This window comes from Cupriavidus sp. CuC1, assembly GCF_044627735.1.
Classification (GTDB): Bacteria; Pseudomonadota; Gammaproteobacteria; order Burkholderiales; family Burkholderiaceae; genus Cupriavidus; species Cupriavidus ulmosensis.
This window is the reverse complement of the sequence record NZ_JBIUHC010000012.1, coordinates 77802-102183: the sequence shown is the minus strand read 5'-3', so window position 1 is coordinate 102183 and position 24382 is coordinate 77802. Positions and strand designations below refer to the sequence as shown.

The 24382-nt window shown below is 67.0% G+C and carries 22 protein-coding genes; 8 read left to right on the top strand and 14 right to left on the bottom strand.

All coding sequences use genetic code 11. The features are described from left to right. The first annotated feature begins 140 nt into the window (after positions 1-140). Both ACGLHR_RS07860 and ACGLHR_RS07855 read left to right on the top strand, forming a co-directional pair. Positions 141-2603 carry a penicillin acylase family protein gene (locus ACGLHR_RS07860; protein WP_400093060.1) on the top strand — a complete coding sequence of 821 codons (2463 nt, stop codon included), beginning with the start codon at positions 141-143 and terminating at the stop codon, positions 2601-2603. Then, on the top strand, positions 2600-3307 hold the full coding sequence (locus ACGLHR_RS07855; protein WP_400093058.1) for an MOSC domain-containing protein: 708 nt from the start codon (positions 2600-2602) through the stop codon (positions 3305-3307). Before ACGLHR_RS07860 ends, ACGLHR_RS07855 begins: the two co-directional genes overlap by 4 nt. 31 nt (positions 3308-3338) lie before the next feature. Here the strand turns inward: ACGLHR_RS07855 and ACGLHR_RS07850 are convergent, their stop codons facing one another. Beyond that, the gene (locus tag ACGLHR_RS07850; protein ID WP_400093057.1) at positions 3339-3617 is read right to left on the bottom strand and encodes a DUF1289 domain-containing protein; all 279 of its coding nucleotides are present in this window, start codon (positions 3615-3617) and stop codon (positions 3339-3341) included. A gap of 155 nt (positions 3618-3772) precedes the next feature. On the opposite strand from ACGLHR_RS07850, the gene ACGLHR_RS07845 reads away from it, so the two are divergent. Next, positions 3773-4249, top strand: a complete 477-nt coding sequence (locus tag ACGLHR_RS07845) for a PaaI family thioesterase (protein WP_400093055.1) — start codon at positions 3773-3775, stop codon at positions 4247-4249. A 164-nt stretch (positions 4250-4413) separates the two neighbouring features. Here the strand turns inward: ACGLHR_RS07845 and ACGLHR_RS07840 are convergent, their stop codons facing one another. Then, positions 4414-5016 (bottom strand): TetR/AcrR family transcriptional regulator, encoded by a 603-nt coding sequence (locus ACGLHR_RS07840; RefSeq protein ID WP_267603179.1) that lies wholly within the window; start codon positions 5014-5016, stop codon positions 4414-4416. A 120-nt stretch (positions 5017-5136) separates the two neighbouring features. Here ACGLHR_RS07840 and ACGLHR_RS07835 point away from each other — a divergent pair, with 120 nt between their 5' ends. Continuing rightward, complete coding sequence (locus ACGLHR_RS07835; RefSeq protein WP_400093054.1) at positions 5137-5574, top strand: PaaI family thioesterase; 438 nt, start codon at positions 5137-5139, stop codon at positions 5572-5574. Positions 5575-5610: 36 nt separating this feature from the next. Beyond that, on the top strand, positions 5611-6114 hold the full coding sequence (locus ACGLHR_RS07830; RefSeq protein WP_400093053.1) for a PaaI family thioesterase: 504 nt from the start codon (positions 5611-5613) through the stop codon (positions 6112-6114). Between the two features lie 323 nt (positions 6115-6437). Here ACGLHR_RS07830 and prpF read toward each other — a convergent pair whose 3' ends face one another. The 4 genes from prpF to prpB all read right to left on the bottom strand — a co-directional run bounded on the left by prpF (position 6438) and on the right by prpB (position 12548). Further along, complete coding sequence (gene prpF, locus ACGLHR_RS07825) at positions 6438-7628, bottom strand: 2-methylaconitate cis-trans isomerase PrpF (RefSeq protein WP_318237578.1); 1191 nt, start codon at positions 7626-7628, stop codon at positions 6438-6440. 80 nt (positions 7629-7708) lie between these two features. After that, positions 7709-10306 (bottom strand): Fe/S-dependent 2-methylisocitrate dehydratase AcnD, encoded by a 2598-nt coding sequence (gene acnD, locus ACGLHR_RS07820; RefSeq protein ID WP_400093052.1) that lies wholly within the window; start codon positions 10304-10306, stop codon positions 7709-7711. A 117-nt stretch (positions 10307-10423) separates the two neighbouring features. Beyond that, positions 10424-11581, bottom strand: coding sequence for a 2-methylcitrate synthase (prpC, locus tag ACGLHR_RS07815; protein ID WP_400093050.1), 1158 nt, complete (start codon positions 11579-11581; stop codon positions 10424-10426). Positions 11582-11639: 58 nt separating this feature from the next. Continuing rightward, complete coding sequence (prpB, locus tag ACGLHR_RS07810; protein ID WP_267603172.1) at positions 11640-12548, bottom strand: methylisocitrate lyase; 909 nt, start codon at positions 12546-12548, stop codon at positions 11640-11642. A 286-nt stretch (positions 12549-12834) separates the two neighbouring features. Here prpB and prpR point away from each other — a divergent pair, with 286 nt between their 5' ends. Next, positions 12835-14850, top strand: coding sequence for a propionate catabolism operon regulatory protein PrpR (prpR, locus tag ACGLHR_RS07805; RefSeq protein WP_400093049.1), 2016 nt, complete (start codon positions 12835-12837; stop codon positions 14848-14850). A 6-nt stretch (positions 14851-14856) separates the two neighbouring features. Here the strand turns inward: prpR and ACGLHR_RS07800 are convergent, their stop codons facing one another. Both ACGLHR_RS07800 and ACGLHR_RS07795 read right to left on the bottom strand, forming a co-directional pair. After that, positions 14857-15867, bottom strand: coding sequence for a cysteine synthase A (locus tag ACGLHR_RS07800; protein WP_267603170.1), 1011 nt, complete (start codon positions 15865-15867; stop codon positions 14857-14859). Between the two features lie 166 nt (positions 15868-16033). Beyond that, complete coding sequence (locus ACGLHR_RS07795; protein ID WP_318235855.1) at positions 16034-16327, bottom strand: antibiotic biosynthesis monooxygenase; 294 nt, start codon at positions 16325-16327, stop codon at positions 16034-16036. Between the two features lie 264 nt (positions 16328-16591). Here ACGLHR_RS07795 and ACGLHR_RS07790 point away from each other — a divergent pair, with 264 nt between their 5' ends. Together ACGLHR_RS07790 and ACGLHR_RS07785 are read left to right on the top strand one after the other, a co-directional pair. Then, the gene (locus ACGLHR_RS07790) at positions 16592-16855 is read left to right on the top strand and encodes a Rid family hydrolase (protein ID WP_400093047.1); all 264 of its coding nucleotides are present in this window, start codon (positions 16592-16594) and stop codon (positions 16853-16855) included. Between the two features lie 2 nt (positions 16856-16857). Beyond that, on the top strand, positions 16858-17010 hold the full coding sequence (locus ACGLHR_RS07785) for a hypothetical protein (protein WP_400093046.1): 153 nt from the start codon (positions 16858-16860) through the stop codon (positions 17008-17010). 17 nt (positions 17011-17027) lie between these two features. On the opposite strand, the gene ACGLHR_RS07780 is transcribed toward ACGLHR_RS07785, so the two are convergent. The 6 genes from ACGLHR_RS07780 to ACGLHR_RS07755 form a co-directional block, all read right to left on the bottom strand. Beyond that, a complete protein-coding gene (locus ACGLHR_RS07780) occupies positions 17028-18488 on the bottom strand; it encodes an amidohydrolase family protein (RefSeq protein WP_400093045.1) in 1461 nt (486 codons plus the stop codon). A 31-nt stretch (positions 18489-18519) separates the two neighbouring features. Then, complete coding sequence (locus tag ACGLHR_RS07775; protein WP_400093044.1) at positions 18520-19512, bottom strand: ABC transporter ATP-binding protein; 993 nt, start codon at positions 19510-19512, stop codon at positions 18520-18522. Then, positions 19509-20552: an ABC transporter ATP-binding protein gene (locus ACGLHR_RS07770; RefSeq protein ID WP_400093043.1), complete on the bottom strand. Its 1044-nt coding sequence runs from the start codon at positions 20550-20552 to the stop codon at positions 19509-19511. The genes ACGLHR_RS07775 and ACGLHR_RS07770 overlap by 4 nt, the downstream gene beginning before the upstream one ends. A gap of 16 nt (positions 20553-20568) precedes the next feature. Further along, positions 20569-21471: an ABC transporter permease gene (locus ACGLHR_RS07765; RefSeq protein ID WP_400093041.1), complete on the bottom strand. Its 903-nt coding sequence runs from the start codon at positions 21469-21471 to the stop codon at positions 20569-20571. Positions 21472-21512: 41 nt separating this feature from the next. Continuing rightward, positions 21513-22448 carry an ABC transporter permease gene (locus ACGLHR_RS07760; protein ID WP_400093039.1) on the bottom strand — a complete coding sequence of 312 codons (936 nt, stop codon included), beginning with the start codon at positions 22446-22448 and terminating at the stop codon, positions 21513-21515. Between the two features lie 324 nt (positions 22449-22772). After that, positions 22773-24359 carry an ABC transporter substrate-binding protein gene (locus ACGLHR_RS07755; RefSeq protein ID WP_400093038.1) on the bottom strand — a complete coding sequence of 529 codons (1587 nt, stop codon included), beginning with the start codon at positions 24357-24359 and terminating at the stop codon, positions 22773-22775. Positions 24360-24382 lie beyond the last annotated feature (23 nt).

Sequence of the window (24382 nt, the reverse complement as noted above, 5' to 3'; positions counted from 1 at the left end):
ATTCATGATTCGGCGATAATGCCGGAGTTCCATTGGCCTGCAAGCGGGCTGCGGGCTAGCGGACGGGCAAGATACACGGGACCAAAAACATAAATAAGAACGCGGGCGCGGCACGCCACGCCACGCGGGGAGAGGGATCGATGCGTTGGTTGAAACGGCTGACCTGGCTGGTATTGACGCTGGCGGTGCTGCTGCTGGTCGGCGCGTTTGGCGCTTATGTCTGGTATCGCCAGGCATCGCAGCCGCAGACCGCGGGCACGCTGAAGCTGACCGGCCTGCGCGATGGCGTATCGATCGTTCGGGACCGCCATGCCGTGCCGCATATCAAGGCGGCCAATGCGCAGGATGCCTACTTTGCGCTCGGCTTCGTCCACGCGCAGGATAGGCTGTGGCAGTTGCAGATGAGCAAGCGCATCGTGTCCGGCCGCCTGGCGGAAATCCTGGGGCCGAGCGCGCTGGATACCGACCGCTTCCTGCGTACCCTGGGCGTGCGGCGCAATGCCGAGGCCATCCTGAGCCAATCCTCTGCCGAGACCCGGGCCGTGCTGCAGGCCTATGCCGATGGCGTGAATGCCTATATCGATGGCCACAAGGGACCGTTGCCGCCGGAGTTCCTGATCCTGCGCACCCGGCCCGAGCACTGGGAGCCGGCCGATACGCTGGCCTGGCAGACCATGATGGCGTGGGACCTGGGCGGCAACTGGACCCAGGAGACGCTGCGCATGCGGCTGGCGCAGGTGCTGCCGGTGGCGCGCATCAATGAGCTGCTGGCGCCTTACCCCGGCGATCGGCCGCTGCGCACCATGGACTACGGCAATCTCTATCGGCACCTGGCGCCGCTGGCCACGGCCATGGCGCGCGTCGAGCAGCGGGCGCCGGCGGGTTACGTGGAGGGCATGGGCTCGAACAACTGGGTGGTGTCGGGTGCCCATACCCGTTCGGGCAAGCCGCTGCTGGCCAATGATCCGCACCTCGGGCTGCAGGCGCCGGCGCTGTGGTACTTCGCCCAGCTGCAGGCTCCCGGACTGGATGTCACGGGCGCCACGCTGCCCGGCATGCCGGCGGTGGTGCTAGGGCACAACCAGCGCATCGCGTGGGGTTTCACCAATACCGCGCCGGACGTGCAAGATCTCTATATCGAGCGCTTGCAGCCTGGCAGCACGCAGCGCTACCAGACTCCGGACGGCTGGGCAGACTTCATCACGCGCACCGAGACCATCCACGTCAAGGGGGCGCCCGACGTGAAGCTGAGCGTGCGCGAGACGCGCCACGGCCCGGTGATCTCCGATGCGGCCGAGCCGGTGGCGACCGCCGCGGCCCCGCTCGGGGCGCAGTACGTGGTGGCCTTCCAGTGGACTGCGCTGCGTGCCGACGACCGGACCGTGCAGGCCGGGCTGGCGCTGAACCGCGCCACCGACTGGGCCAGCTTCCTGGCAGCGCTGCGCGATTTCCATTCGCCGCAGCAGAACATCGTCTACGCCGACGTCGATGGCAACATCGGCTTTATCGCGCCCGGCCGTGTGCCGCTGCGCCGCGCCGACAATGACCTGAAGGGGTTGGCGCCGGCCCCCGGCTGGGATGCGCGCTACGACTGGACCGGCTTCATCCCGTTCGAGCAGTTGCCGCGCAGCTTCAATCCGCCCGAGGGCGTGATCGCCACCGCCAACCAGAAGATCGTCGAGGACGACTACCCGTACTTCCTGACCAGCGAATGGACCGTGGCGTATCGCTACCAGCGCATCCGCACGCTGATCGACGCCACCGAGCGGCACACCATGGACAGCTTTGGCGCGATCCAGAAAGACACGCTCTCGCTGGCCGTGCGCGACGCCTTGCCGCTGCTGCTGGCATCTCCCTTCGCCAGCAATCCGGCGCTGCCGCAGCGCGAGCGCGCGCTGATCGAGTCGCTGCGCAAATGGGACGGCGATATGCAGGCCGGGCTGTCCGAGCCGCTGGTGGCAACCGCATGGCTGCGCGAGCTGTCGCGCGTGTTGTTCGAGGACAAGGTGGGAGATACGCTGTTCAACCGCCTGTGGGAGCAGCGTAACGTGCAACAGCCCATGCTCAACGTGTTGCGAAATCCGCGGGGGCAGGGCGCGTTCTGGTGCGACGACAGCAAGACGCCCACCCAGGAGAGCTGCGACGACGCCATCGCCAGCGCCTGGCGCCTGGCCATTGCCGACCTGGACCGCCGCTACGGCGGCAAGCCCGAGCGCTGGCGCTGGGGCAAGGCGCATGCAGCCCGGTCCGAGCACAAGCCGTTCGGCAAGCAGCCTTACCTGGCGGGTTTGTTCAACGTCAAGGTACCCAGTGGCGGCGACACCTATACGGTCAACGTGGGACGCCACAATCTGCGCGACGAGGCGGCGCCGTTCGAGAGCGTGCACGCGGCCAGCCTGCGTGCCATCTACGACCTGTCCGACCTGGCCGAGTCGCGCTTCATGGATTCGACCGGGCAGTCGGGCAACGTGATGTCGACCCACTACCGCGACTGGACCGACAAGTGGGCCGCGGTGCAGTACATCACCATGGCGCCGGGCCGCCGCGCGCCGGGCAATGAGGCCTTCGATACGCTGGTGCTGCAACCGGCCGGCAGGCGATGACCGAGGTGGACATTGCCATCGATTGCGTGCTGCTCGGCACTGTGCGCCCGTTTGGGCCCAAGGGCGTACCCAGCGGCATCGACAAGCATGCGGTTGACGCGGCTGTGCGCGTCACCGTGCTGGGATTGGCCGGAGATGGGCAGGGAGACCCCAAGCACCATGGCGGCCCGGAAAAAGCTATCCACCACTACGCGTTCGATCACTATCCCGCCTGGCGCCAGGAACTGTCGGCGCTATCCGCGCAGGCTGCCGAGGTGCTGGCGCGGCCCGGTGCGTTTGGCGAGAACGTGAGCACCGCCGGCCTGACCGAGGCCGACGTCTGCATTGGCGATCGCTTTCGCCTCGGCGGGGCGTTGGTCGAGGTATCGCAGGCTCGCCAGCCCTGCTGGAAGCTGAACCATCGCTTCGGGCACGCCGGCATGGCGCGCGCCGTCCAGCAGAGCCTGCGCACGGGCTGGTATTACCGGGTGCTGGAAGAGGGGGAGCTGACGCCGGGCGACCGCCTCCTGCTGGTAGAACGGCCCAATCCCGGCTGGAGCCTGCAGCGGCTGCTGCACGTGCTCTATGTGGATCGGCTGGATAGGGTCGCCCTGGCTGCCATGGCGGCACTGCCGGCATTGGCCGAGAACTGGCGCAACCTGGCGCGCCAGCGGCTGGAACGGCACGAGGTCGAAGATATGGAGCGGCGGCTGGCAGGCGGTTGAGCCCACGCTCGACCACCGAGGGAAGGGAGAATCAGCCCTGGCGGAAGCGCTTGCCCTTGCCCTCGCGCGTGATGCGCTCCCACACCACCTGCTTTTCCGCATCGTCCATGAAGACCCAGTTGCTGACTTCCATCGCGCTGCGGCCGCAACCCTGGCAAATCTCATCGAACAAGGTCGAGCAGATGCCGATGCACGGGCTGTCCGGGCGGTCGAACAGGCTTTCGTCGCCGCGGGGTTGGCCTGGCTGTGACTCCGGCTGCCCACTGGATTGCTGGGCGGATTGGCTGGGGTCTTGCGGGTTTGACGGCATGCGGCTGGGTGGCGGGACGGATGGGCGCCCATTATAAACGGGTGGATGGGCCGGTCTTGGCTGCCAGCCGATTACCTGCAAGGTTATTGAGCCGCTCCGCCGGTGCGCATAAGCTGGAGCGAGCCTGAACTACCGATCACCCTGAGGAGCCCCCCATGCTGTCCCTGATCCCCGCCTTGTCCAGCGCTGCAAGCACCGCCGCCTCGCCGCCTATCGATCCGCGCATCCGCCACACCGTGGAGCAGGTGCTGATGGGCTCGCCCGTGGCGCGTGCCTTGGGCATTGCGCTGGATGTGCTGGCCGTGGACCAGGTGGAGTTGCTGCTGCCCTTCAGCGCGGCCAACGTGACGGTTGGCGAGATCGTGCACGGCGGCGTGATCGCCACCCTGATCGACGTCGCGGGCGCGGCGGCGGCGGCTTCGGGCGCCGATGCCGATAACCTGCGCGGGGGCGCCACCAGTTCGCTGAACATCCAGTATCTCGAAGCGGCCCGCGCGGCGAACCTGCGCGCCGTCGCCAACGTGGTGAGGCGAGGGCGCCGCCAGGTGGTGACCGAGGTCTCGGTCTACGCGCAAGGGGCGGACCAGGTCGAACTGGTGGCCAAGGCCTTGATGAGCAGTGCTTTGTTCTGAGAGAGGGGGACGGGATCCTGACGCCACCGGCCCTTGCGCGACGATGGCCTGGAAGCACGCCCCGACCTTGTCATTGAGGGTCACGTTGGAGGCCCTCACGTTCGCAATGTTGAAATTCTGGATCGCATCCTTGGCGAGGGCCACCTATGAACGTGCGCACTCAGTCAGCCAAGCTGGTCCTGGACGATGTTCAGCGGCTCGGCATCGAGCTGCCGCGCCAGTTCATCCACCGCCCGCCGGATCGGTTGCCCGCTCTTGGCCACCTTGGCGAGCGTCAGCGCCCCTTGCCAGCCGCAGATCACCAGGCCGGCGAGTTCGGTGGCGCGCGCCCGCGGAATTCCATGCGCGGCGAAGGCGTCGGCAAGCACAGCCTCCCAGGCGGCGAACGCCGCGTTGCCGGCCGCTGCGACGCCCTCGGCTTCGGGAGCGATTTCCAGCAGGATGGTCGAGATCGGGCAGCCGTCGCGGTAATCGGACTGTGCCATCCACCCGGCCATCAACACCCCATAAGCGCGCACGATCGCCCCGGGCGACTCATGCTCGGCGCATAGCTGCGCGAGCGTCGTACGCACCAGTTCCCCGGCGTACGCGATGACTTCCTCGGCGATCTGCTCCTTACCTCGCGGGAAGTAGTGATAGAGCGAGCCTTTCGGCGCACCGCTCAGTGCGACGATGTCATTGGTGCCGCTGGCGGCGTAACCATACCGGCGAAAGAGCACGGCGGCGGAGCGGATGATCTTGTCCCGGTGCTTGGCTTGAGCGGCCATGTGACGAAGTCCTCGGTCGTTGGAGGGGTTGTTATCCCTCGAGAATTATATAGACTGGTCTACATTAAAAATAGTGGTGGGGCAATCGCAGCCTCACCGATCCGACCAGGAGACACCACGATGACCAGCCCCACGGCCGAGCATGCCGATCTTCCCGCCGATCTTCCGCCCGGCTTTGCGCCGCATTTTCGCCATAGTCCGCTGACCGACCCTTGGGAGCCGTTGTACTCGAAACGCTCGGACCAGGCCATCGTGCTGGCGGTGAAGCTCGCCCAGGCCCACACCAATGCGCGCGGCTTTGCCCATGGCGGGCTGATCACGGCCCTGGCGGACAACGCCATGGGGCTGTCGTGCGGCATGCAGTTCGCCGAGCCGCGCAGCCTGGTCACCGTGAACCTGTCGATCGACTTCCTCGGCGTGGCACGGATCGGGCAGTGGCTGCTGTTCGAAACGTCATTCATCAAGGTCGGCGGGACGCTGTGCTTTGCCCAGGCTTTGGTCACCGCCGACGGCGTGGCTTGCGCCAGGGCCAATGCGACCTTCCGGGCCATGCAGTGAGTTTTTCCTTGGATCTCAACCAGGCAGGGTAATGCAATGACAGCAAATACGAACAGCACCAACGCGACCACGAACGCGACCACCAACGCGACCACCAACAGCGCCTATTCGCTGGACGCGGTCAAGCGCGTCAACCAGACCGCCGCATTCAACCGGTGGCTCGGCTTCGAGGTGATCCGCGCGGAGGGCGGGGCGGCGGAGCTTCGCATGGCCTGGCATGACCAAGCCACGCAATACGCGGGATTCCTCCATGCGGGCGTGATCGGCGCCCTGGTCGATACCGCCTGCGGTTTCGCGGCCACCACGGTGGCGGGGCCAGTGATGGCTTCCCACTATTCGGTGAACTGCATGGCGCCGGCCGTGGGGCAGGCATTCGTGGCGCGGGCCAGCGTGACCAAGGCGGGCAAGCGGCAGGTGTTTGCGAGGGCGGAAGTGTTCGCCGAGCAGTCCGGCGGCGAACTCCGGCTGGTGGCATCGGGCGAGGTCATCCTCGTGCCTGTCGATGCACAGACCCCCAAGCCACCTGTGCCGCACGACTGAGATCCCTGGCTTGAAATCACTAACGCAATTAACCGCCAAGCATTTGCACCTTACGACCAAACCAGTGTCATCTCGCGCGATCCCGCAACTCCGGCCGCACGCGGCTTCGGCGGGCCAGGCGAGCCTGCAGGGCGAGAGGTAAGGCTTGAATGGAAAATGGCAGTCCGCTCGCTACGCGAGCCGACTGCCATTCACACGGCGCGGCCAGGCCGCGAGAGACCTGTCCGGTGCGCCGATAGTGGTAGCTCCGGGATACTCCCGGTAGCGGGCGCCGTGGCCGGCCCCGCACCGGGGTGAAATCCAGGCCGCGGCGTCAGCCGGCCTCAGAACGCGTCGCCGGGCACGCGCACCCATCCTTCCATCAGCACCCGGGCGCTGCGGCTCATGATGGCCTTGGTCACGGTCCATTCGCCGTCGACCTGGCTGGCTTCGGCGCCCACCCGCAAGGTGCCCGAGGGATGGCCGAAACGCACGGCGTTGCGCTCGCCGCCGCCGGCCGCCAGGTTCACCAGCGTGCCAGTGATTGCCGCTGCGGTGCCGATGGCGACCGCGGCCGTGCCCATCATGGCGTGATGCAGCTTGCCCATGGACAAGGCGCGCACGAGCAGGTCGACGTCGCCGGCGGCAACCTGCTTGCCACTGGAGGCCACGTAGCCGGCCGGCTTGGCGACAAAGGCGACCTTCGGCGTGTGTTGCCGCGTGGCGGCCTCATCGATATGTTTGATCAGGCCCATGCGCACCGCGCCGTGGGCGCGGATGGTCTCGAACATCGCCAAGGCCTTGGCGTCGCCGTTGATGGCGTCCTGCAGCTCGGTGCCCTTGTAGCCAATAGCTTCCGCGTTGAGGAAGATGGTCGGGATGCCGGCATTGATCATGGTGGCCTTGAGCGTGCCGACGCCCGGCACCTCGAGATCGTCCACCAGGTTGCCGGTGGGGAACATGGCGCCGCCGGCGCCGTCTTCCTCGGCCGCCGGGTCCATGAACTCAAGCTGCACTTCGGCGGCGGGGAAGGTCACGCCATCGAGCTCGAAGTCGCCGGTTTCCTGCACGGCGCCATTGGTGATGGGTACGTGCCCGATGATGGTCTTGCCGATATTGGCCTGCCAGATGCGCACGATGGCCACGCCGTTGTGCGGGATGCGGCTGGGGTCGACCAGCCCGGCACTGATGGCGAAGGGGCCGACGGCGGCGGAGAGGTTGCCGCAGTTGCCGCTCCAGTCGACAAAGGGCTGGTCGATGGAGACCTGGCCGAACAGGTAATCGACGTCGTGATCGGGCTTGCTGCTTTTGGCGAGGATGACCGTCTTGCTGGTACTCGAGGTCGCGGCGCCCATGCCGTCGATCTGCTTGCCGTAAGGGTCCGGGCTGCCGATCACGCGCATCAGCAGCGCATCGCGGGCCGCGCCCGGTACCTGCGCGGCTTCGGGCAAATCCTGCAGGCGGAAGAAGACGCCCTTGCTGGTGCCGCCACGGATGTAGGTGGCGGGGATCTTGATCTGGGGTACCTGGGCCATGGGGTTCTTGTCCTGATGAAACCGGGCGGTACGTTGCCGTACCGCCCGAACACGTTGCTGGTCGATGCGCCTGCGCGCGCTTAGGCAGCGGCCTTCGACGACTCGAGGAAGTCCTGCGCAAAACGCTGCAGCACGCCACCAGCCTCGTAGATCGACACTTCTTCGGCGGTGTCGAGGCGGCAGGTCACCGGCACTTCCACGCGCTCGCCGTTCTTGCGATGGATCACCAGGGTGAGATCGCAGCGCGGCGTGCGCTCGCCAATCACGTCGTAGGTCTCGGTGCCGTCGATGCCCAGCGTGGTGCGGTTCACGCCAGGCTTGAACTCCAGCGGCAGCACGCCCATGCCAACCAGGTTGGTGCGGTGGATGCGCTCGAAGCCTTCGGCGGCAATGGCTTCCACGCCGGCCAGGCGCACGCCCTTGGCGGCCCAGTCGCGCGAGGAGCCCTGGCCGTAGTCGGCGCCGGCAATCACGATCAGCGGCTGCTTGCGGGCCATATAGGTCTCGATGGCTTCCCACATGCGGGTGACCTTGCCCTCCGGCTCGACACGGGCGAGCGAGCCCGGCTTGACCTTGCCGTCCACCACCACCATTTCGTTCTTCAGGGTGGGGTTGGCAAACGTGGCGCGCTGCGCGGTCAGGTGGTCGCCGCGGTGGGTTGCGTAGGAGTTGAAGTCTTCCTCCGGCAGGCCCATCTTGGCCAGGTACTCGCCGGCTGCGCTGTCGAGCATGATGGCGTTGGACGGCGACAGGTGGTCGGTGGTGATGTTGTCGCCCAGCACGGCCAGGGGGCGCATGCCCGTGAGCGCGCGTTCGCCCGCCAATGCGCCTTCCCAGTAGGGCGGGCGGCGGATGTAGGTGCTCATCTCGCGCCAGTCGTACAGCGGGTTGGCCTGCTCGCCGGTGTCGGCGGTCACGGCGAACATCGGCTCGTAGACCTTGCGGAACTGCGCTGGCTTCACGCTGGCGGCCACCACCGCGTCGATCTCTTCATCGGACGGCCAGATGTCCTTCAGCGTCACCGGCTTGCCATCGGCGTCGGTGCCCAGCACGTCCTTCTCGATATCGAAGCGGATGGTGCCGGCGATGGCGTAGGCCACCACCAGCGGCGGCGAGGCCAGGAAGGCCTGCTTGGCATACGGGTGGATGCGGCCGTCGAAGTTACGGTTGCCGGACAGCACGGCGGTGGCGTACAGGTCGCGCTCCACGACTTCCTTCTGGATCACCGGATCCAGCGCGCCGGACATGCCGTTGCAGGAGGTGCAGGCATAGGCCACCACGCCAAAGCCCAGCTGCTCCAGCTCCGACATCAGGTTGGCTTCTTCCAGGTAGAGCGTGACCGCCTTGGAACCCGGCGCCAGCGAGCTCTTCACCCAGGGCTTGCGGGTGAGGCCGAGCTTGTTGGCGTTGCGCGCCAGCAGGCCGGCAGCCACCATGTTGCGCGGGTTGTTGGTGTTGGTGCAGCTGGTGACGGCGGCGATGATCACGGCGCCGTCCGGCATCAGGCCGGGCTCGTTCTCGACCTTGCCGCTGATGCCGCGCGCGGCCAGCTCGGAGGTCGGCACGCGCTTGTGCGGGTTGGACGGGCCGGCGATGTTGCGCACCACCGTGGACAGGTCGAACCTGAGCACGCGCGGGTACTCGGCGTGCTTCAGGCTGTCCGCCCAGAGGCCGGCTTCCTTGGCGTAGGTTTCCACCAGCTTGACCAGTGCATCGTCGCGGCCGGTGAGCTTGAGGTACTTGATGGTCTGCTCGTCGATGTAGAACATCGCGGCGGTGGAGCCGAACTCCGGCGCCATGTTGGAGATGGTGGCGCGGTCGCCCAGCGTCAGGTGGGTGGTGCCTTCGCCGAAGAATTCGAGGTAGGACGACACGACCTTTTCCTTGCGCAGGAATTCGGTCAGGGCCAGCACGGTGTCCGTCGCGGTGATGCCCGGCTGCGGCTTGCCGGTGAGTTCCACGCCGATGATGTCCGGCAGGCGCATCCACGAGGCGCGGCCCAGCATCACGCTTTCGGCCTCCAGGCCGCCCACGCCGATGGCGATCACGCCCAGCGCGTCCACCATCGGGGTGTGGGAGTCGGTGCCGACCAGCGTGTCAGGGAAGGCCACGCCGTCTTTGACCTGCACCACCGGGCTCATGCGCTCGAGGTTGATCTGGTGCAGGATGCCGTTGCCAGGCGGAATCACGTCGACGTTCTTGAACGCCTTCTTGGTCCAGTTGATGAAGTCGAAGCGGTCTTCGTTGCGACGGTCTTCGATGGCGCGGTTCTTCTCGAATGCGTCGGGATCGAAACCACCGCACTCGACGGCCAGCGAGTGGTCCACCACCAGTTGCGTCGGCACGACCGGGTTGACCAGGACCGGGTCTCCGCCCTGGGCGGCGATGGCATCGCGCAGCCCGGCGAGGTCGACCAGCGCGGTCTGGCCCAGGATGTCATGGCAAACCACGCGGGCCGGGAACCAGGGGAAATCCAGCTCCTGCTTGCGCTCGACGATCTGTTTGAGCGAAGCGGTCAGCGTGGCGGGGTCGCAGCGGCGCACGAGGTTCTCGGCCAGCACGCGCGACGTGTAGGGCAGCTTGTCATAGGCGCCCGGCTGGATCGCCTCGACCGCGGCGCGCGTGTCGAAGAAATCCAGCTGGGTACCGGGCAGCGGTTTGCGGTTTGCAGTGTTCATTTTGTAGGGAAGAAATAAAGTAACGATCAGGGGGCAGTGGCCGCACCTTGCGACCAGCTACCCCCTCTCCCACGGGCGATGCAGGGGAGCAAACCGGCATCCGGCTAGATGGCTAGATTACTTGCGATCCTTGATCGGCACGAACTTCAGGTTCTCCGGACCCGTGTAGTTGGCGCTGGGGCGGATGATCTTGTTGTCGATGCGTTGCTCGATGATGTGCGCTGCCCAGCCCGAGGTGCGCGAGATCACGAACAGCGGGGTGAACATGGCGGTCGGCACGCCCATCATGTGATAGCTCACCGCGCTGAACCAGTCGAGGTTGGCGAACATCTTCTTGCCATCCTGCATGGTGGCTTCAATGCGATCGGCAATGTCGAACATCTTCATCGAGCCGGCATCCTTGGACAGGCGGCGCGCCACTTCCTTGATCACCTGGTTGCGCGGGTCGGAAACCGTGTACACCGGGTGGCCGAAACCGATCACCACTTCCTTGTTTTCCACGCGGCGCGAGATGTCGATGTGCGCCTCGTCCGGGCTGTCGTAGCGCTTCTGGATCTCGAACGCCACTTCGTTGGCGCCGCCGTGCTTGGGGCCGCGCAGCGCGCCGATGGCGCCGCAGATCGACGAGTACATGTCCGAGCCCGTGCCGGCGATCACGCGCCCGGCGAAGGTGGAGGCGTTGAACTCATGCTCGGCGTACAGGTTGAGCGAGGTCTGCATGGCGCGTTCCCACAGCGCCGAGGGCTTCTGGCCGTGCAGCAGGTGCAGGAAGTGCGCGCCGATGGTGTCGTCGTCGGTCTCCACCTCGATGCGGCGGCCATTGTGGCTGTAGTGGTACCAGTACAGCAGCATCGAGCCCAGGCTGGCCATCAGGCGGTCGGCGATGTCGCGCGCGCCGGGGGTGTTGTGGTCGTCCTTTTCCGGCAGCACGGTGCCGAGCACGGACACGCCGGTGCGCATCACGTCCATCGGGTGGGCGCTGGCGGGCACCCATTCAAGTGCGGCCTTGACGTTGGCGGGCAGGCCGCGCAGGGCCTTGAGCTTGGCCTTGTAGGCGGCCAGTTCGGCGCGGGTGGGGAGCTTGCCGTGCACCAGCAGGTGGGCAATCTCCTCGAATTCGCAGGTCTCGGCGATGTCGAGGATGTCGTAGCCGCGGTAGTGCAGGTCGTTACCGGTGCGGCCGACCGTGCACAGCGCGGTATTGCCGGCGGTAACGCCAGACAGGGCGACGGACTTCTTCGGCTTCGGGGCGGCTAGCGGTTGCGCTTCGGACATGGGGGGAGTCTCCTTGGGGTTGCTGTGCTCGTGTGCTGTTCGTGTGCTGCTGGTGTGCTTACTTGGCCTTGCCCTGGGCGAACAGGGCATCCAGTTTTTGTTCGTACGCGTGATAGCCGATGCTCTCGTACAGTTCGGCGCGCGTCTGCATGGTGTCGACCACGTTCTGCTGCGTGCCGTCGCGGCGGATGGCAGCGTACACGTTTTCGGCAGCCTTGTTCATGGCGCGGAAGGCGGACAGCGGGTAGAGGACCATCGACACGCCGGCACCACCCAGTTCCTCGGTGGTGAACAGCGGCGTAGCGCCAAATTCGGTGATGTTCGCCAGCACCGGCACCTTCACGGCGTCGACGAACTTGCGGTACATGGCCAGGTCGGTCATGGCTTCCGGGAAGATGGCGTCGGCGCCGGCTTCCACGCAGGCCACGGCGCGCTCGATGGCCTTGTCCAGGCCTTCTACGGCCAGCGCGTCGGTGCGGGCCATGATGACGAAGTTCTCGTCGGTGCGGGCATCGACCGCTGCCTTGATACGGTCGACCATTTCGCCTTGCGAGACGATTTCCTTGCCCGGGCGATGGCCGCAGCGCTTGGCGCCGACTTGGTCTTCGATGTGCATCGCACCGGCGCCGAACTTGATCAGCGACTTGGTGGTGCGCGCCACGTTGAAGGCCGAGGCGCCGAAGCCGGTGTCGACGTCGACCAGCAGCGGCACGTCGCACACGTCGGTGATGCGGCGGATGTCGGTCAGCACGTCGTCCAGGTTGGAGATGCCCAGGTCAGGCAGGCCGAGTGAGCCCGCGGCCACGCCGCCACCCGACAGGTAGATCGCGCGGTAGCCCGCGCGCTTGGCCAGCAGGGCATGGTTGGCATTGATCGTGCCGACGACCTGCAGGGGATGCTCGTCGGCCAGGGCCTGGCGAAAGCGGGCGCCGGCGGAGCGGGCGAGGTCGGAAGTGGAGAAGGTCATGATCATCGCTTTAGGAGTGGACGGCTGATAAGCGCAAGGGGTGTGCCAGCCTGTTTTGGCCGTGCATCGGGCCGCGCGGAGGATGGGGCGCGTCGGGCAGGTACCCTTGCCAGGCTTGGGCTGGCGGCGGTTTCTGCGGCTTCGTGCCTGGCGCTGCGTTGCATCCCGGGTATGTGATGAATTTCAAATATGAAAGCATTGTATTTCAATATTGAAATGCAATCCGCATTGGCGCACAATCTCCAGATTAGCGCCATTCGGCGTATCTGCAGCGTTTTCCGTCTCCATGCAATCCGGCATCCTCCCGCCCATCACCCCTTCCGCCACCGCCACGCCGGCCCGCCCGCGGATCTGGGCCATTGGCATCAGCCGCCTGTCTCGCGCCTTTGCCGACCTGATCCCGGCCTACGCCGCGCAGGCCGAGTTCCGCATCGTGGGCAAAGGCTACGCGGCCGCTGCGAGCGCCGTCGCCCGCGAAGCGCGCGAGGGCAGGCTCGATGCCGTGGTGGCGGGCGGCTCAAACGGCGCCTACCTGCGCCAGCACGTGGACGTGCCCGTGGTGCTGGTCAAGGTGACGGGGTTCGATGTGATGAGCGCGCTGGCAACGGCGCGGCGCATCTCGCCCCGGGTGGCGCTGGTGACCCATGCTGCCACCTATCCCGAGGTGGACGAATTCGTGCGGACGTTTTCGCTGTCCATCCCGGCCTACACCTACCTGACCGAGGATGACGCCGCGGCCCGCGTCAAGGCGCTCAAGCAGGAGGGCGTGCAGGTGGTGGTCGGGCCCGGCCTGGTGACCGACCTGGCCGACAAGATCGGCTTGATCGGCGTGTTCCTGTACTCCGGCAATTCCGTGCGTGGCGCGCTGGAGGACGTGATTGAAGCCGCGCGGCTGCGCCGCATCGAATCCGGCCGGCGCGACTACGTCAACACCATCCTGGCGCACCTGAACGAAGGCGTGGCCGCGGTCGACGCGGAAGGGCGCATCCAGACCTACAACCCCGCCATGGAGCGGTTTCTTGGCACGGCGCCGGCCGCCGCGCTGGGCCGCAAGCTGCAAGCGCTGGCCCCTGCGCTGTCGCTCGATGGCGTGATGCAGAGCGGCAGCAAGGAACTCGAAGCCATTCACAAGCTTGGCGACAAGATGGTGGTGGTCAACCGCATCCCCATCGTCACCGAGAGCGGCGCCACCGGCGCGGTGCTGACGCTGCAGGATGCCAATGCCATCCATCGGGTCGACCGCAACCTGCGCTCGCGCAGCCGCGCGCGGCCGGCCGGCGTGCGCTACAGCCTGGACGACCTCGCCGGCGCCTCACCGGCGATGCATCACCTGCGCGAACTGGCGCGGCGCTACGCGGCGGTGGATTCCACCGTGCTGGTGGGCGGCGAAAGCGGCACCGGCAAGGAGGTGCTGGCCCAGGGCATGCACGACGCCAGCCCGCGCCGCGTATTTCCGTTCGTGGCGGTCAATTGCGCGGCGTTCCCGGAGACCCTGCTGGAAAGCGAGCTGTTCGGCTACGAAGAGGGCGCCTTTACCGGTGCGCGCCGCGGCGGCAAGGCCGGCCTGTTCGAGTCCGCCCACAACGGCACGCTATTCCTTGATGAGGTGGGCGACATGCCGCCCGCGTTGCAGACGCGCTTGCTGCGCGTGCTGCAGGAAAAGCAGGTGTTGCCGATTGGTGGGCTGGACGCCGTCCCCGTCAACGTCCGCGTCATTGCCGCAACGCACCGCAACCTCGGTGAACTCGTGCGGCAGGGCAGCTTCCGCCAGGATCTCTATTACCGCCTCAATATCCTGCGCATCGAGATGCCGCCGCTGCGGGAGCGCGCCGGCGACCTGCCGGAACTGGCCGAACTGCTGTACCGGCGTGCCCAGGAGCGTCTGGGCACGCCAGCGCCGCAGCCGCTGCCGCAGGCGGTGCGGGCAAGGCTGTCGAGCTATGCGTGGCCGGGCAATATCCGCGAACTGGAAAATGTGACGGAGCGCATCGCGGTGCTGGTGGCAGGGCGCAAGCTGGCGCCGGCGGACCTGCTCGAGGAATTGCATGCGGCAGCGCCAGAGTTGTTTGGCACGCAGGCGCAGGGCGATCCTTCGCCATCGGCTGGCGGCGTGCGCAAAGCGGCGGGGAGTGGCGACGGCGACGCGACAGACGCCGGCTCGCTCGCGGGCGTGGCACGCGCCAGCCAGGCTGAGCATATCCGCCGCGTGCTGGCGGAATGCGGCGGCAACCGCGCCGCCGCCTGTCACCAGTTGGGCATCAGCGCCACCACCTTGTGGCGGCGCTTGAAAGAGGCTACGTAGCCAGTCTCATTGCCGTGCCACCCCACCAGGTACCGGCACATGCGGCGTCAGGCCCTTGGCTGCCAGCCAGGCCGAATTGAACAGGCGCCCGGCATACAGGTCGCCGCGGTCGCTCAGCAGGGTGACGATCGTGTGGCCCGGCCCCATCTCGCGTGCGAGCCATGCCGCCGCCGCCACGTTGATGCCGGACGAGCCGCCCACCCATAAGCCTTCCTCGCGCAGCAGCCGGTAAACCATGTCGACGCAGGCCTGGTCGTCGATCTGCACCGCATCGTCGATCGGCGTGTCCGCCAGGTTGGCCGTGACGCGGCTCGAGCCGATGCCCTCGGTGATGGAGTTGCCCTCTACCTTGATCGCGCGGTGCTTGACGAAGTGATACAGCCCGCTGCCATGCGGGTCAGCCAGCACGATGCGCACAGGCGGGTTGCGCTCTTTCTCTTTCAGGAAGCGCGCGACGCCCGCCAGCGTGCCGCCCGTGCCGGTGGCGCAGACGAAGGCGTCGACCTTGCCGGCGGTGTCATGCCAGATCTCCGGGCCGGTGGTTTCGTAATGGGCCTGGCGGTTGGCGAGATTATCGAACTGGTTGGCCCAGATGGCGTTTTCCGTCTCCTCGGCCAGGCGCCCGGCCACTTTCTGGTAGTTGTTGGGGTCGGCGTAGGGTGCGGCCGGTACCGGGCGCACCTCGGCACCGAGCAGGCGCAGGCGTTCCATTTTCTCCGGTGACTGGGTGTCGGGGATGACCACGATGCAGCGGTAGCCGCGCGCGGCGCAGATATGCGCCAGGCCGATGCCGGTATTGCCGGCGGTGCCTTCCACTACGGTCCCGCCAGGCTTGAGCACGCCGCGCCGTTCGGCGTCGCGGATGATGTAGAGCGCCGCCCGGTCCTTGACCGAGCCGCCCGGATTCAGGAACTCGGCCTTGCCGAGGATTTCGCAACCGGTCTCCTCACTCAGGCCTGCCAGCCGGACCAGCGGCGTATGGCCGATGGTGCCGACGAAACCATCCTTGACGTCCATGATGCACTCCGGGTGTTGCGCCCCGTATCCGCTGGAGCGTCACTCAAAGTGATAGATCGGTGTTGGGGGAATGACAAGCGGGTGGGAGCCCAGAGTCGGGAAAGGCTCGGCTTTCGCTGTAAAAGCGTATTTTGACTTACTTCTTGACCACGGCCGGGGGCGACTGTCAGGCAGCGTTCAACCACCGGAAATTGATATCCCCTTCCAGGAAATCCTGCCGGGTGGCGTGAAAGTCACGCACATACTCGCTGTTGAGGTGCGATTCAAGCGCGTGCCTGGAATTCCATTCCATGTAGAGCACGAACACCTCGGCATCCTCGGCGTCTTCCCCCACGTGGTAGCGCAGGCAGCCGGGTTCCATGGCGCCGCGCAGGCGCAGCGCGGCCAGCTTGGCAACCAGGACCTCACGGCGGTGAGCCTTGGCGCGCGCGATTCCGACAAGCGTGTACGTTGTGGACATGGTGTGAACGGCAAGCGAGTGGCGGGCCATTGTAGCCGTGCGGCCGCGCCTTGGGACGAATGCCCGAGGGCGTTGGCTGGATATTCGGGCGGGTTGACAAGTTGGCGCGTGGGTGATGGCAGGGCAACAAGTGGTGTCGGCTACGTGGCAGCGCCGACGCATCAACGCTGCTGCGTGCCGTCGGCATAATGGCTCCGCAGCAGCCAGGCGCGCCAATCAGCATGTGAGTAGCTAAACTACAACAATTGTTGTCAAGGATGGGCAATGAGTCATATCGAGCGTCTTCGTCTTCCCGAGAATGATCCTGCTTTCGGCAGCAACCGAGTATTCGACCTCTTCCAGTACTCCCCAGCGGTCACCGCGAACGGGCTGGCGTTCATCGCCGGTCAGGTCGGCATGCGCGCCGATGGCTCCATCGGGGAAACGCCCAAGGAGCAGATCGAACTGGCATTCGGGCGCCTGGAAGCCATTCTCGGGCATCTCGGGCTCGACTTTACTGACCTGGTGGAACTGGGTCGTACCACGTGAATGTGGGCGAACAGCTTGCCGATTTCCGCGCCGTGAAGGAACGGTTCATCAAATCGGACTTTCCCGCGTGGACGATCCTGGGCGTGGCCGCGCTCGCCCGCCCGGAACTCGTGATCGAGATCAAGGCGGTGGCGGCGGTCCGCAAGCAAGCGTAAGCAACGCGCTTTGCGCCTTATGGCGTGGCTTGCCGGGTGATGACCTGCCCGTTGCGCGCCCCGCTGTGCGCGCCGTGCTGCCACGTCACCGTGCCGTTGACGATCACGGTGTCGATGCCTTCGGCCGGGCGGGTGGGGGTTTCGTAGCTGGCGGCATCGCGCACGTTTGCGGCATCGAAGATGACGATGTCGGCATGGTGGCCCACTTCGAGCGTGCCGCGTTGATGCAGGCCGAAGTTGCGCGCCGTCAGGCCGGTCATCTTCCAGACCGCCGTCTCCAGCGGGAACAGGCCGATCTCGCGGCAGTAGTGGCCCAGTACGCGGGGGAAGGTGCCCCACAGGCGCGGATGCGGGCTTTCGCCGACGGGAATGCCATCGGAGCCGATCATGGTTTCGTCGAAGGCGAGGATGCGCTGCACGTCGTTCTCGTCCATCAGGAAGTAGACCGCGCTGCCCGGCTGCAGGCGGCGCGCGGCTTCGTCCTTGGCCACGCCCCATTCCCTGGCGATGTCGTCCAGATCGCGGCCCGCGCATTCGGGGTGCGGCTGGCTGGTGGCGATCAGCACCCGGCCTTCGAGCATGCCGCGGTCCGTGCGGATCATGGTGGAACCCGCCGTGTACGGGTAGCAGTCGAGCGAGACGCACTGGTGCTTCATGGTCTCGCGGATGAAGGGCAGCGTGACCTGGCTCCTGCCGAAGTTCGCCGTGTTCTGCAGCTTGTGGTGCGACACCACCACCGGCACGTCGAGCTCGCGGCCGATGCGGAAGGTCTCTTCGAGCGATTGCATGACGTGGTCGGACTCGTCGCGCATATGCGTGACGTAGAGCGCCTTGCGCGCGCTGAGCGGCCGGCAGACCTCGATGATTTCCTCGGTCGTAGCCTTGGCGGCGGGCGGGTAGAAGGTGCCCGTCGACAGGCCGATGGCGCCGGCCTGCATGGCTTCTTCGACCAGCGCCTGCATGGCAGCGATCTCGTCGGCGTTCGCTGGCCGGTCGAGCGCCGCCATGGTAACCGCGCGCAGCGTCGAATGGCCGACCATCGCTGCCACGTTGACCGAGCTTGGCGTGGCGCGCAGCGCATCGAGGTAGGCCGCGAAGGTGGTGAAGCGGCCCTCGGCCGGCGAATCGATCAGGCTCAGCGGCATGGGCAGGTCCATGTCGGCGCGCAGGGGCGCGGCGCTGACGCCGCAGTTGCCGGCGATCACGGTGGTCACGCCCTGGGAGATCTTGAAGGGCATGGCGGCTTGCGACAACACGGCTTGGTCGTCATGCGTGTGCGCATCGATGAAACCCGGGGCGACGATGCGGTCCCCGGCGTCGAGCGTGCGGTCGGCCGTGTGGCCTGCCAGGTTGCCGATCGCCGCGATGCGGCCGCCGCGCACGCCGATATCGGCGCCAAAGCGGGGTGCCTTGCTGCCGTCGATCACGGTACCGCCAACGATGAGCAGGTCGTAGTGCGTGGAAGTAGGGTCGGACATCGGATTCCTTTCTTGGGATGGAACGAGTCGGTCAGCGGAAATGGCAGGCCACCTGATGGCTGCCGGTGGTGGAAGGCCGTTCGGTGAGCGCGGGCGCCTGTTCCTTGCACACGGCCTGCGCCAGCGGGCAGCGCGTGTGAAAGCGGCAGCCAGGCGGCGGGTTGGCCGGACTGGGCGGATCGCCCTGCAGCAACAGGCGCCGGGCCGGCGTGCGCGGGTTGGGCACGGGCACTGCGGACAGCAGGATCTCCGTGTACGGGTGGCACGGCGCGCTGAGCAAGGTGTCGCGCTCGGCCAGCTCGACGATCTGGCCCAGGTACATCACGGCGACCCGGTGGCTGATGTGGCGCACCACCGCCAGGTCGTGCGCGACGAACAGGTAGGCGATGCCGAACTCGGCCTGCAGGTCCATCAGCAGGTTGACCACCTGCGCCTGTACCGAGACGTCGAGCGCCGATACCGGTTCGTCGCAGACGATCAGCTTGGGGTTGAGCGCGAGCGCGCGCGCGATGCCCAGCCGCTGCCGCTGGCCGCCCGAGAATTCGTGCGGGAATTTCCTGACCGCCTCGGGCCGCAAGCCGACCTTGCTGAACAGCCACTGCACGCGTTCAGCGCGCTCGGCACGCGAATGCATGCCGAAATTGCGCAGCGGCTCGCTGACGATCTCGCCGGCCGTCAGGCGCGGGCTTAGCGAAGCGTAGGGGTCCTGGAAGATGATCTGCAGATCGCGCCGGCGCAGCCGCATGGCGCTCGCGGTCAGGCCCAGCAGTTCCTCGCCGTCGAGCTGCACCGAGCCGGACGTGGGCTCGACCAGGCGCAGCACCGACTTGGCGGTGGTGGTCTTGCCGCAGCCGGATTCGCCGACCAGCGAGAGCGTCTCGCCGCGCTCGACGGTGAAGGAGACGCCGTCCACCGCCTGGATAGGCGGCTTGCGCGGCGCCAGCCAGCGCTGCGGCGCGATGTAGTGCTTCTTGAGCCGGTCGACCTTGAGGAGAGGCGATGGCGTTGCGGTGGTGGTGCTCATGCGATGGCTTCCTGGGCTAGCGGGTTGCGTTCGATGCGGCCTTCCTCGACCGCGAAGCAGGCCACCGCATGGTCGCCGCCTTGGCGCGTGAGTTGCGGAGTCTCGCGCGCGCAGCGCGTGTCGGCATGCGGGCAGCGCGCCGCGAACGCGCAGCCGCGGCGCGCCTCCTGCGGCGATGGCACCAGGCCGGGGATTTCGGCCAGGCGCTGGCTGCTGGTGTTCATCGAGGGCATCGAGGCCATCAGCGCGCGGGTGTAGGGGTGCAGCGGGCGGTCGAACAGGTCGATGACGCCGGCTTCCTCGACCTTGCGCCCGGCGTACATCACGATCACGCGGTCGCAGCATTCCGCCACCACGCCGAGGTCGTGCGTGATCATCACCACGCCCATGCCTAGCTCTTTCTGCAGGCGGCGGATCAGGTCCAGGATCTGGGCCTGGATGGTCACGTCGAGCGCGGTGGTGGGCTCGTCGGCGATCAGCACCTCGGGGTTGCAGGCCAGCGCCAGCGCGATCATCACGCGCTGGCGCATGCCCCCGGAGAGCTGGTGCGGGTATTCGTTGACGCGGCGCTCGGGCTCGGGGATCTGCACCAGCCTGAGCATTTCCACCGCGCGCTTGAGCGCATCGGCACGGCTTGCACCCTGGTGCAGCTGCACAGTCTCGGCAATCTGCCGGCCGATCGTGAGCACCGGGTTCAGCGAGGTCATCGGCTCCTGGAAGATCATCGAGACGCGGTTGCCGCGGATGCGGCGCATCTCGCGCTCGCTGAGCTGCAGCAGGTCGGTGCCGCGCAGCCGCACGGCGCCGCGGATGCGTGCCGGCGGCGTGGGCAGCAGCCGCATGATCGACAGCGCCGTCACGCTCTTGCCGCAGCCGGACTCGCCGACCACGCCAAGCGTCTGGCCGGCGCGCACGGTGTACGAGACACCGTTGACCGAGCGGGCCGGGCCGGTAAGCGTGTCGAAATGGGTGCGGAGGTCGTCTACTTCCAGCAGCGGCTCGCCGGTGGCCAGGGCAACGCGGGACATCGTCATCGTCATTGATGGGCTCACGGGTTCAGAGTTGCCGCGCCAGGCGCGGATCGAGCGCATCGCGCAAGCCGTCGCCGAGCAGGTTGATCGCCAGCACCGTCGCGGCCAGCAGGATGCCGGGGTAAAGGATGATGTGGAACGCCACTGCCACGAAATTGCGGCCCTCGGCCATCATGTTGCCCCAGCTTGGTGTTTGCCCCGGGACGCCTACCCCGAGGAAGGACAGCGCCGCTTCCGTCAGCACGGCGGCGGCGGCGACGAAGGTGGCTTGCACGATTAGCGGCGCCACCATATTGGGCACCACATGGCGCGCCAGGATCACCGGCAGGCGGGTGCCCACCGCATGCGCCGCCTCGACGTAGAGCTGCTCGCGCAGCGTGAGCGCCAGCGAGCGCACCAGCCGCACCACGCGCGGGACTTCGGGGATGGTGATGGCGACGATCACCGCGGTCAGGCTGGCCTGCGTGACGGCCATCAGCGCGATCGCCAGCAGGATGCCGGGGATGGCCATCAAGCCGTCCATCACGCGCATCACGAAGGAATCGGCCCAGCGCACGAAGCCCGCGGCGAGGCCGAGCAGCACGCCGAACACGGTCGCGAGCAGGCCGACCGACAGGCCGACGACCATCGAGACGCGCCCGCCCCAGACCGCGCGGCTGAACACATCGCGGCCGAGCGCATCGGTGCCGAACCAGTGCTCGGCCGAAGGCGGCTGCATGCGTGCCAGCGGATCAATATCCTGGGGGTCGAAGGTGGCGATCCAGGGTGCGCCGATGGAGAGCACGGCAATCGCGGCCAGCAACAGCGCGCCGACGATCAGCGTGGGGTGCTTGCGCGCCCAGTGCCAGCGCGGCAGCACGAAGGGGGCGTCCTCCGGCACCGCCGCGCTAGGGGCGGCGCCATCGGTCACGGGCAGGGAGGTGGACATGGCGGCAGGTCTCGCGGCAAGGATGGGGTTGGCACAGGATGTCAGTACTTGATGCGCGGATCGAACAGGCGGTAGCTCAGGTCGATCATCAGGTTGATCAGCACGTAGACACCGGCCGAGATCAACAGCACGCTCTGGATCACCGGATAGTCGTGGCGCTGCACCGAGTCGACCACCAGGCGGCCAATGCCCGGGATGGCGAACACGGTCTCGGTGACGACCACGCCGCCGATCAGCAGCGCGATGCCCATGCCGATCGTGGTGGCGATCGGGATCGCGGCGTTGCGCAGCGCATGGCCCAGCACCGGCAGCACGCCCAGGCCCTTGGCGCGCGCAGTGCGGATGTAGTCCTCGTGCAGCACCTCAAGCACGGTGGCGCGTGTCATGCGGGTCACCAGCGCGATATAGACCAGGGCCAGGTTGACGCAGGGCAGGACCAGGCTGCGCAGCCACTCGCCAGGACCATCGGCAAAGCGCGCATAGCCCTGCACCGGGAACCACGGCAGCTGGATGGCAAAGGCATAGACCAGCAGGTAGCCCACCAGGAACACCGGCAGCGAAAACGCCAGTACCGCGAACAGCATCACCAGCCGGTCGATCCAGCTGCCGGTGCGGTAGGCGGCGAGCGTGCCCAGCGGCACCGCCACCAGCAAGGTCAACAGCATGGTCAGCGCGGCGATGGAGGCCGTGGGCTCCAGCCGCTGCGCCAGCAACCGGGCCACCGGCACCTGGGTGAAGATAGAGGTGCCGAGATCGCCGGTCGCGAGCCGGCCGAGCCACAACACGAACTGCCGCCACAGCGGCAGGTCCAGGCCCAGCGCGCCGCGCAGTTTGGCGATGTCATCGACTGTGGCAAGGTCGCCCGCGATCAGCGCGGCCGGGTCGCCCGGCGACAAGTGGATCAGCAGGAACACCACGATGGCTACCACCGCCATCACGGGTAGCGTCGCGGCCAGGCGTCGGAGCAGGTAGCTCATGGTCGTTCGTGTCTCCTCGGTTGATCGTGCTCGTCCATATTTGTGGCCATTCGGACTTTCGTGTGCGTCCTCCATCCGAGCGAGAGCGACACGATGCAATGCGCTGGTTTGCTCCCCTCTCCCATTAAATGGGAGAGGGGCCGGGGGAGAGGGTGGACGCTCGCTCAACGTGATGCGCCTCGCTCTTGCGTACGCCCGCCCTCTCCCCCAACCCCTCTCCCGCTGCGCGGGAGAGGGGAGCTACACCTGCGCGAGATTGCACGCGAGCTCTTGCTACGCCTGCGCCGGCTTCGCCCGGCGACCCACACGAAAGTCCGATGCCCCTTATTTGTCGAGCATCCAGACCGTGGGCATGCCGGCCCACAGCTTGTCGACGCCCTTGAGGCTGGCGCGCGCCGCGAAGGCCGCCGAGTACTGGCCGGCTTTCACATAGGGCACGGCCTCATAGGCGCGCTTCTGGAAAGCATCGAGCAATTCCTTGCGCCTGGCCGGCACGGTCTCGCGGATCCAGGCGGTGCGCAGTTCATCGAGCGGCTTGTCGCAGGGCCAGCCGGGCAGGCTGTTGCCGCAGGCGGCGCTGAGGTAGGCGTTGGTGATCGGCGAATTCGAATCGAACTCGCCCGCCACCGTCACGTACATGTTCCAGCCGCCGGCCTCGGGCGCATCGCGCTTGGCACGGCGCGCGCCGATGGAGGCCCAGTCCATGTTCTGCATGTCGACGTTCATGCCCATGCTGCGCATGGTCTGCGCCGCCATCAGGGCCTCGGCGTTGAGCTGAGGCACGTCGGTCGGCACCAGCACCACCACCTTCTCGCCCTTGTAGCCGGCCGCGCCCAGCAACTGCTTGGCGCGCGCCAGGTCGGCCTTGCGGTACGGCTCGGCGCCGGCCGTCGTATCGTTGGAGCCGCCGCAGATGAAATAGGTGGCGCAGTAGTTCATCCGCATGTCGAGCGGATACCCCATGGCCGCGGTGAAGCGTTCCTGGCTCACCGCTTGCAGGAAGGCCTGGCGCACCTTCGGATTATTGAAGGGCGGATGCAACTGGTTCATCACCAGCACGCCCTGGTAGGCGCCGCCCGAGCCGATCTTGATGCTGGTGTCGGCTCGCAACGGGGCGATGTAGTCCGGCGGCACCTGTTCGACCAGGTCGACCTCTCCGCGCTTGAGCGCCGCGATGGCGCTGTTGGCGTCCGGCAGGTAGAGCCATTCGACGCGGTCGAACTGGCTCTTCTTGCTGCCGGCAAGACCGCTCGCTGGTTCGCTGCGCGCCACGTAGTTCGGGTTGCGCACGAAGACCGCCTTGTTGCCCGGCACCCATTCGTCGCGCTTGAAGACGAAGGGGCCGGAGCCCATCACCTCGGGCAGAGGCGAGGTGGCCGGCATCTTGGCCAGCCGCTCCGGCAGGATCACTGGCGGAAAGCCCGATGGCTTGGCCAGCGCATCGAGCACCATGCCGAAGGGCTCCTTGAGCGTGAGCGTGAAATTGCGCGCGTCGGCCGCCTTCCACTCGGCACCGGCGTCTCCCATGGCGCGGCCCAGGCTGTCGCGCGCCCCCCAGCGCTGCAACGAGGCGACGGCGTCGGCCGAGGTGACCGGGCTGCCGTCCGAGAATTTGAGGCCGGGACGCAGGGTGAAGCTCCACTGCTTGCCGTCCTTGGAACTGCTGTACTTCTCCACCATCTGCGGTTGCGGCTTGCCGCTCGCGTCCTGCGCGAACAGCGTGTCGTACACCATGTAGCCGAAGTTGCGCGTGATGTAGGCGGTGGTGAAGGTCGGGTCGAGGATCTTCAGGTCGGCATGGGCCACGACCTTGAGGGTCTTGGTCTGCGCCAGCGCGGGAAGGCTGGCGGCGCCCGCCAGGGCGAGGACGCTCGCCGCGAGGGCGGCGAACAGGGGACGATTCAGTGTCATCTGCGGGTCTCCGTTGTCGTTAT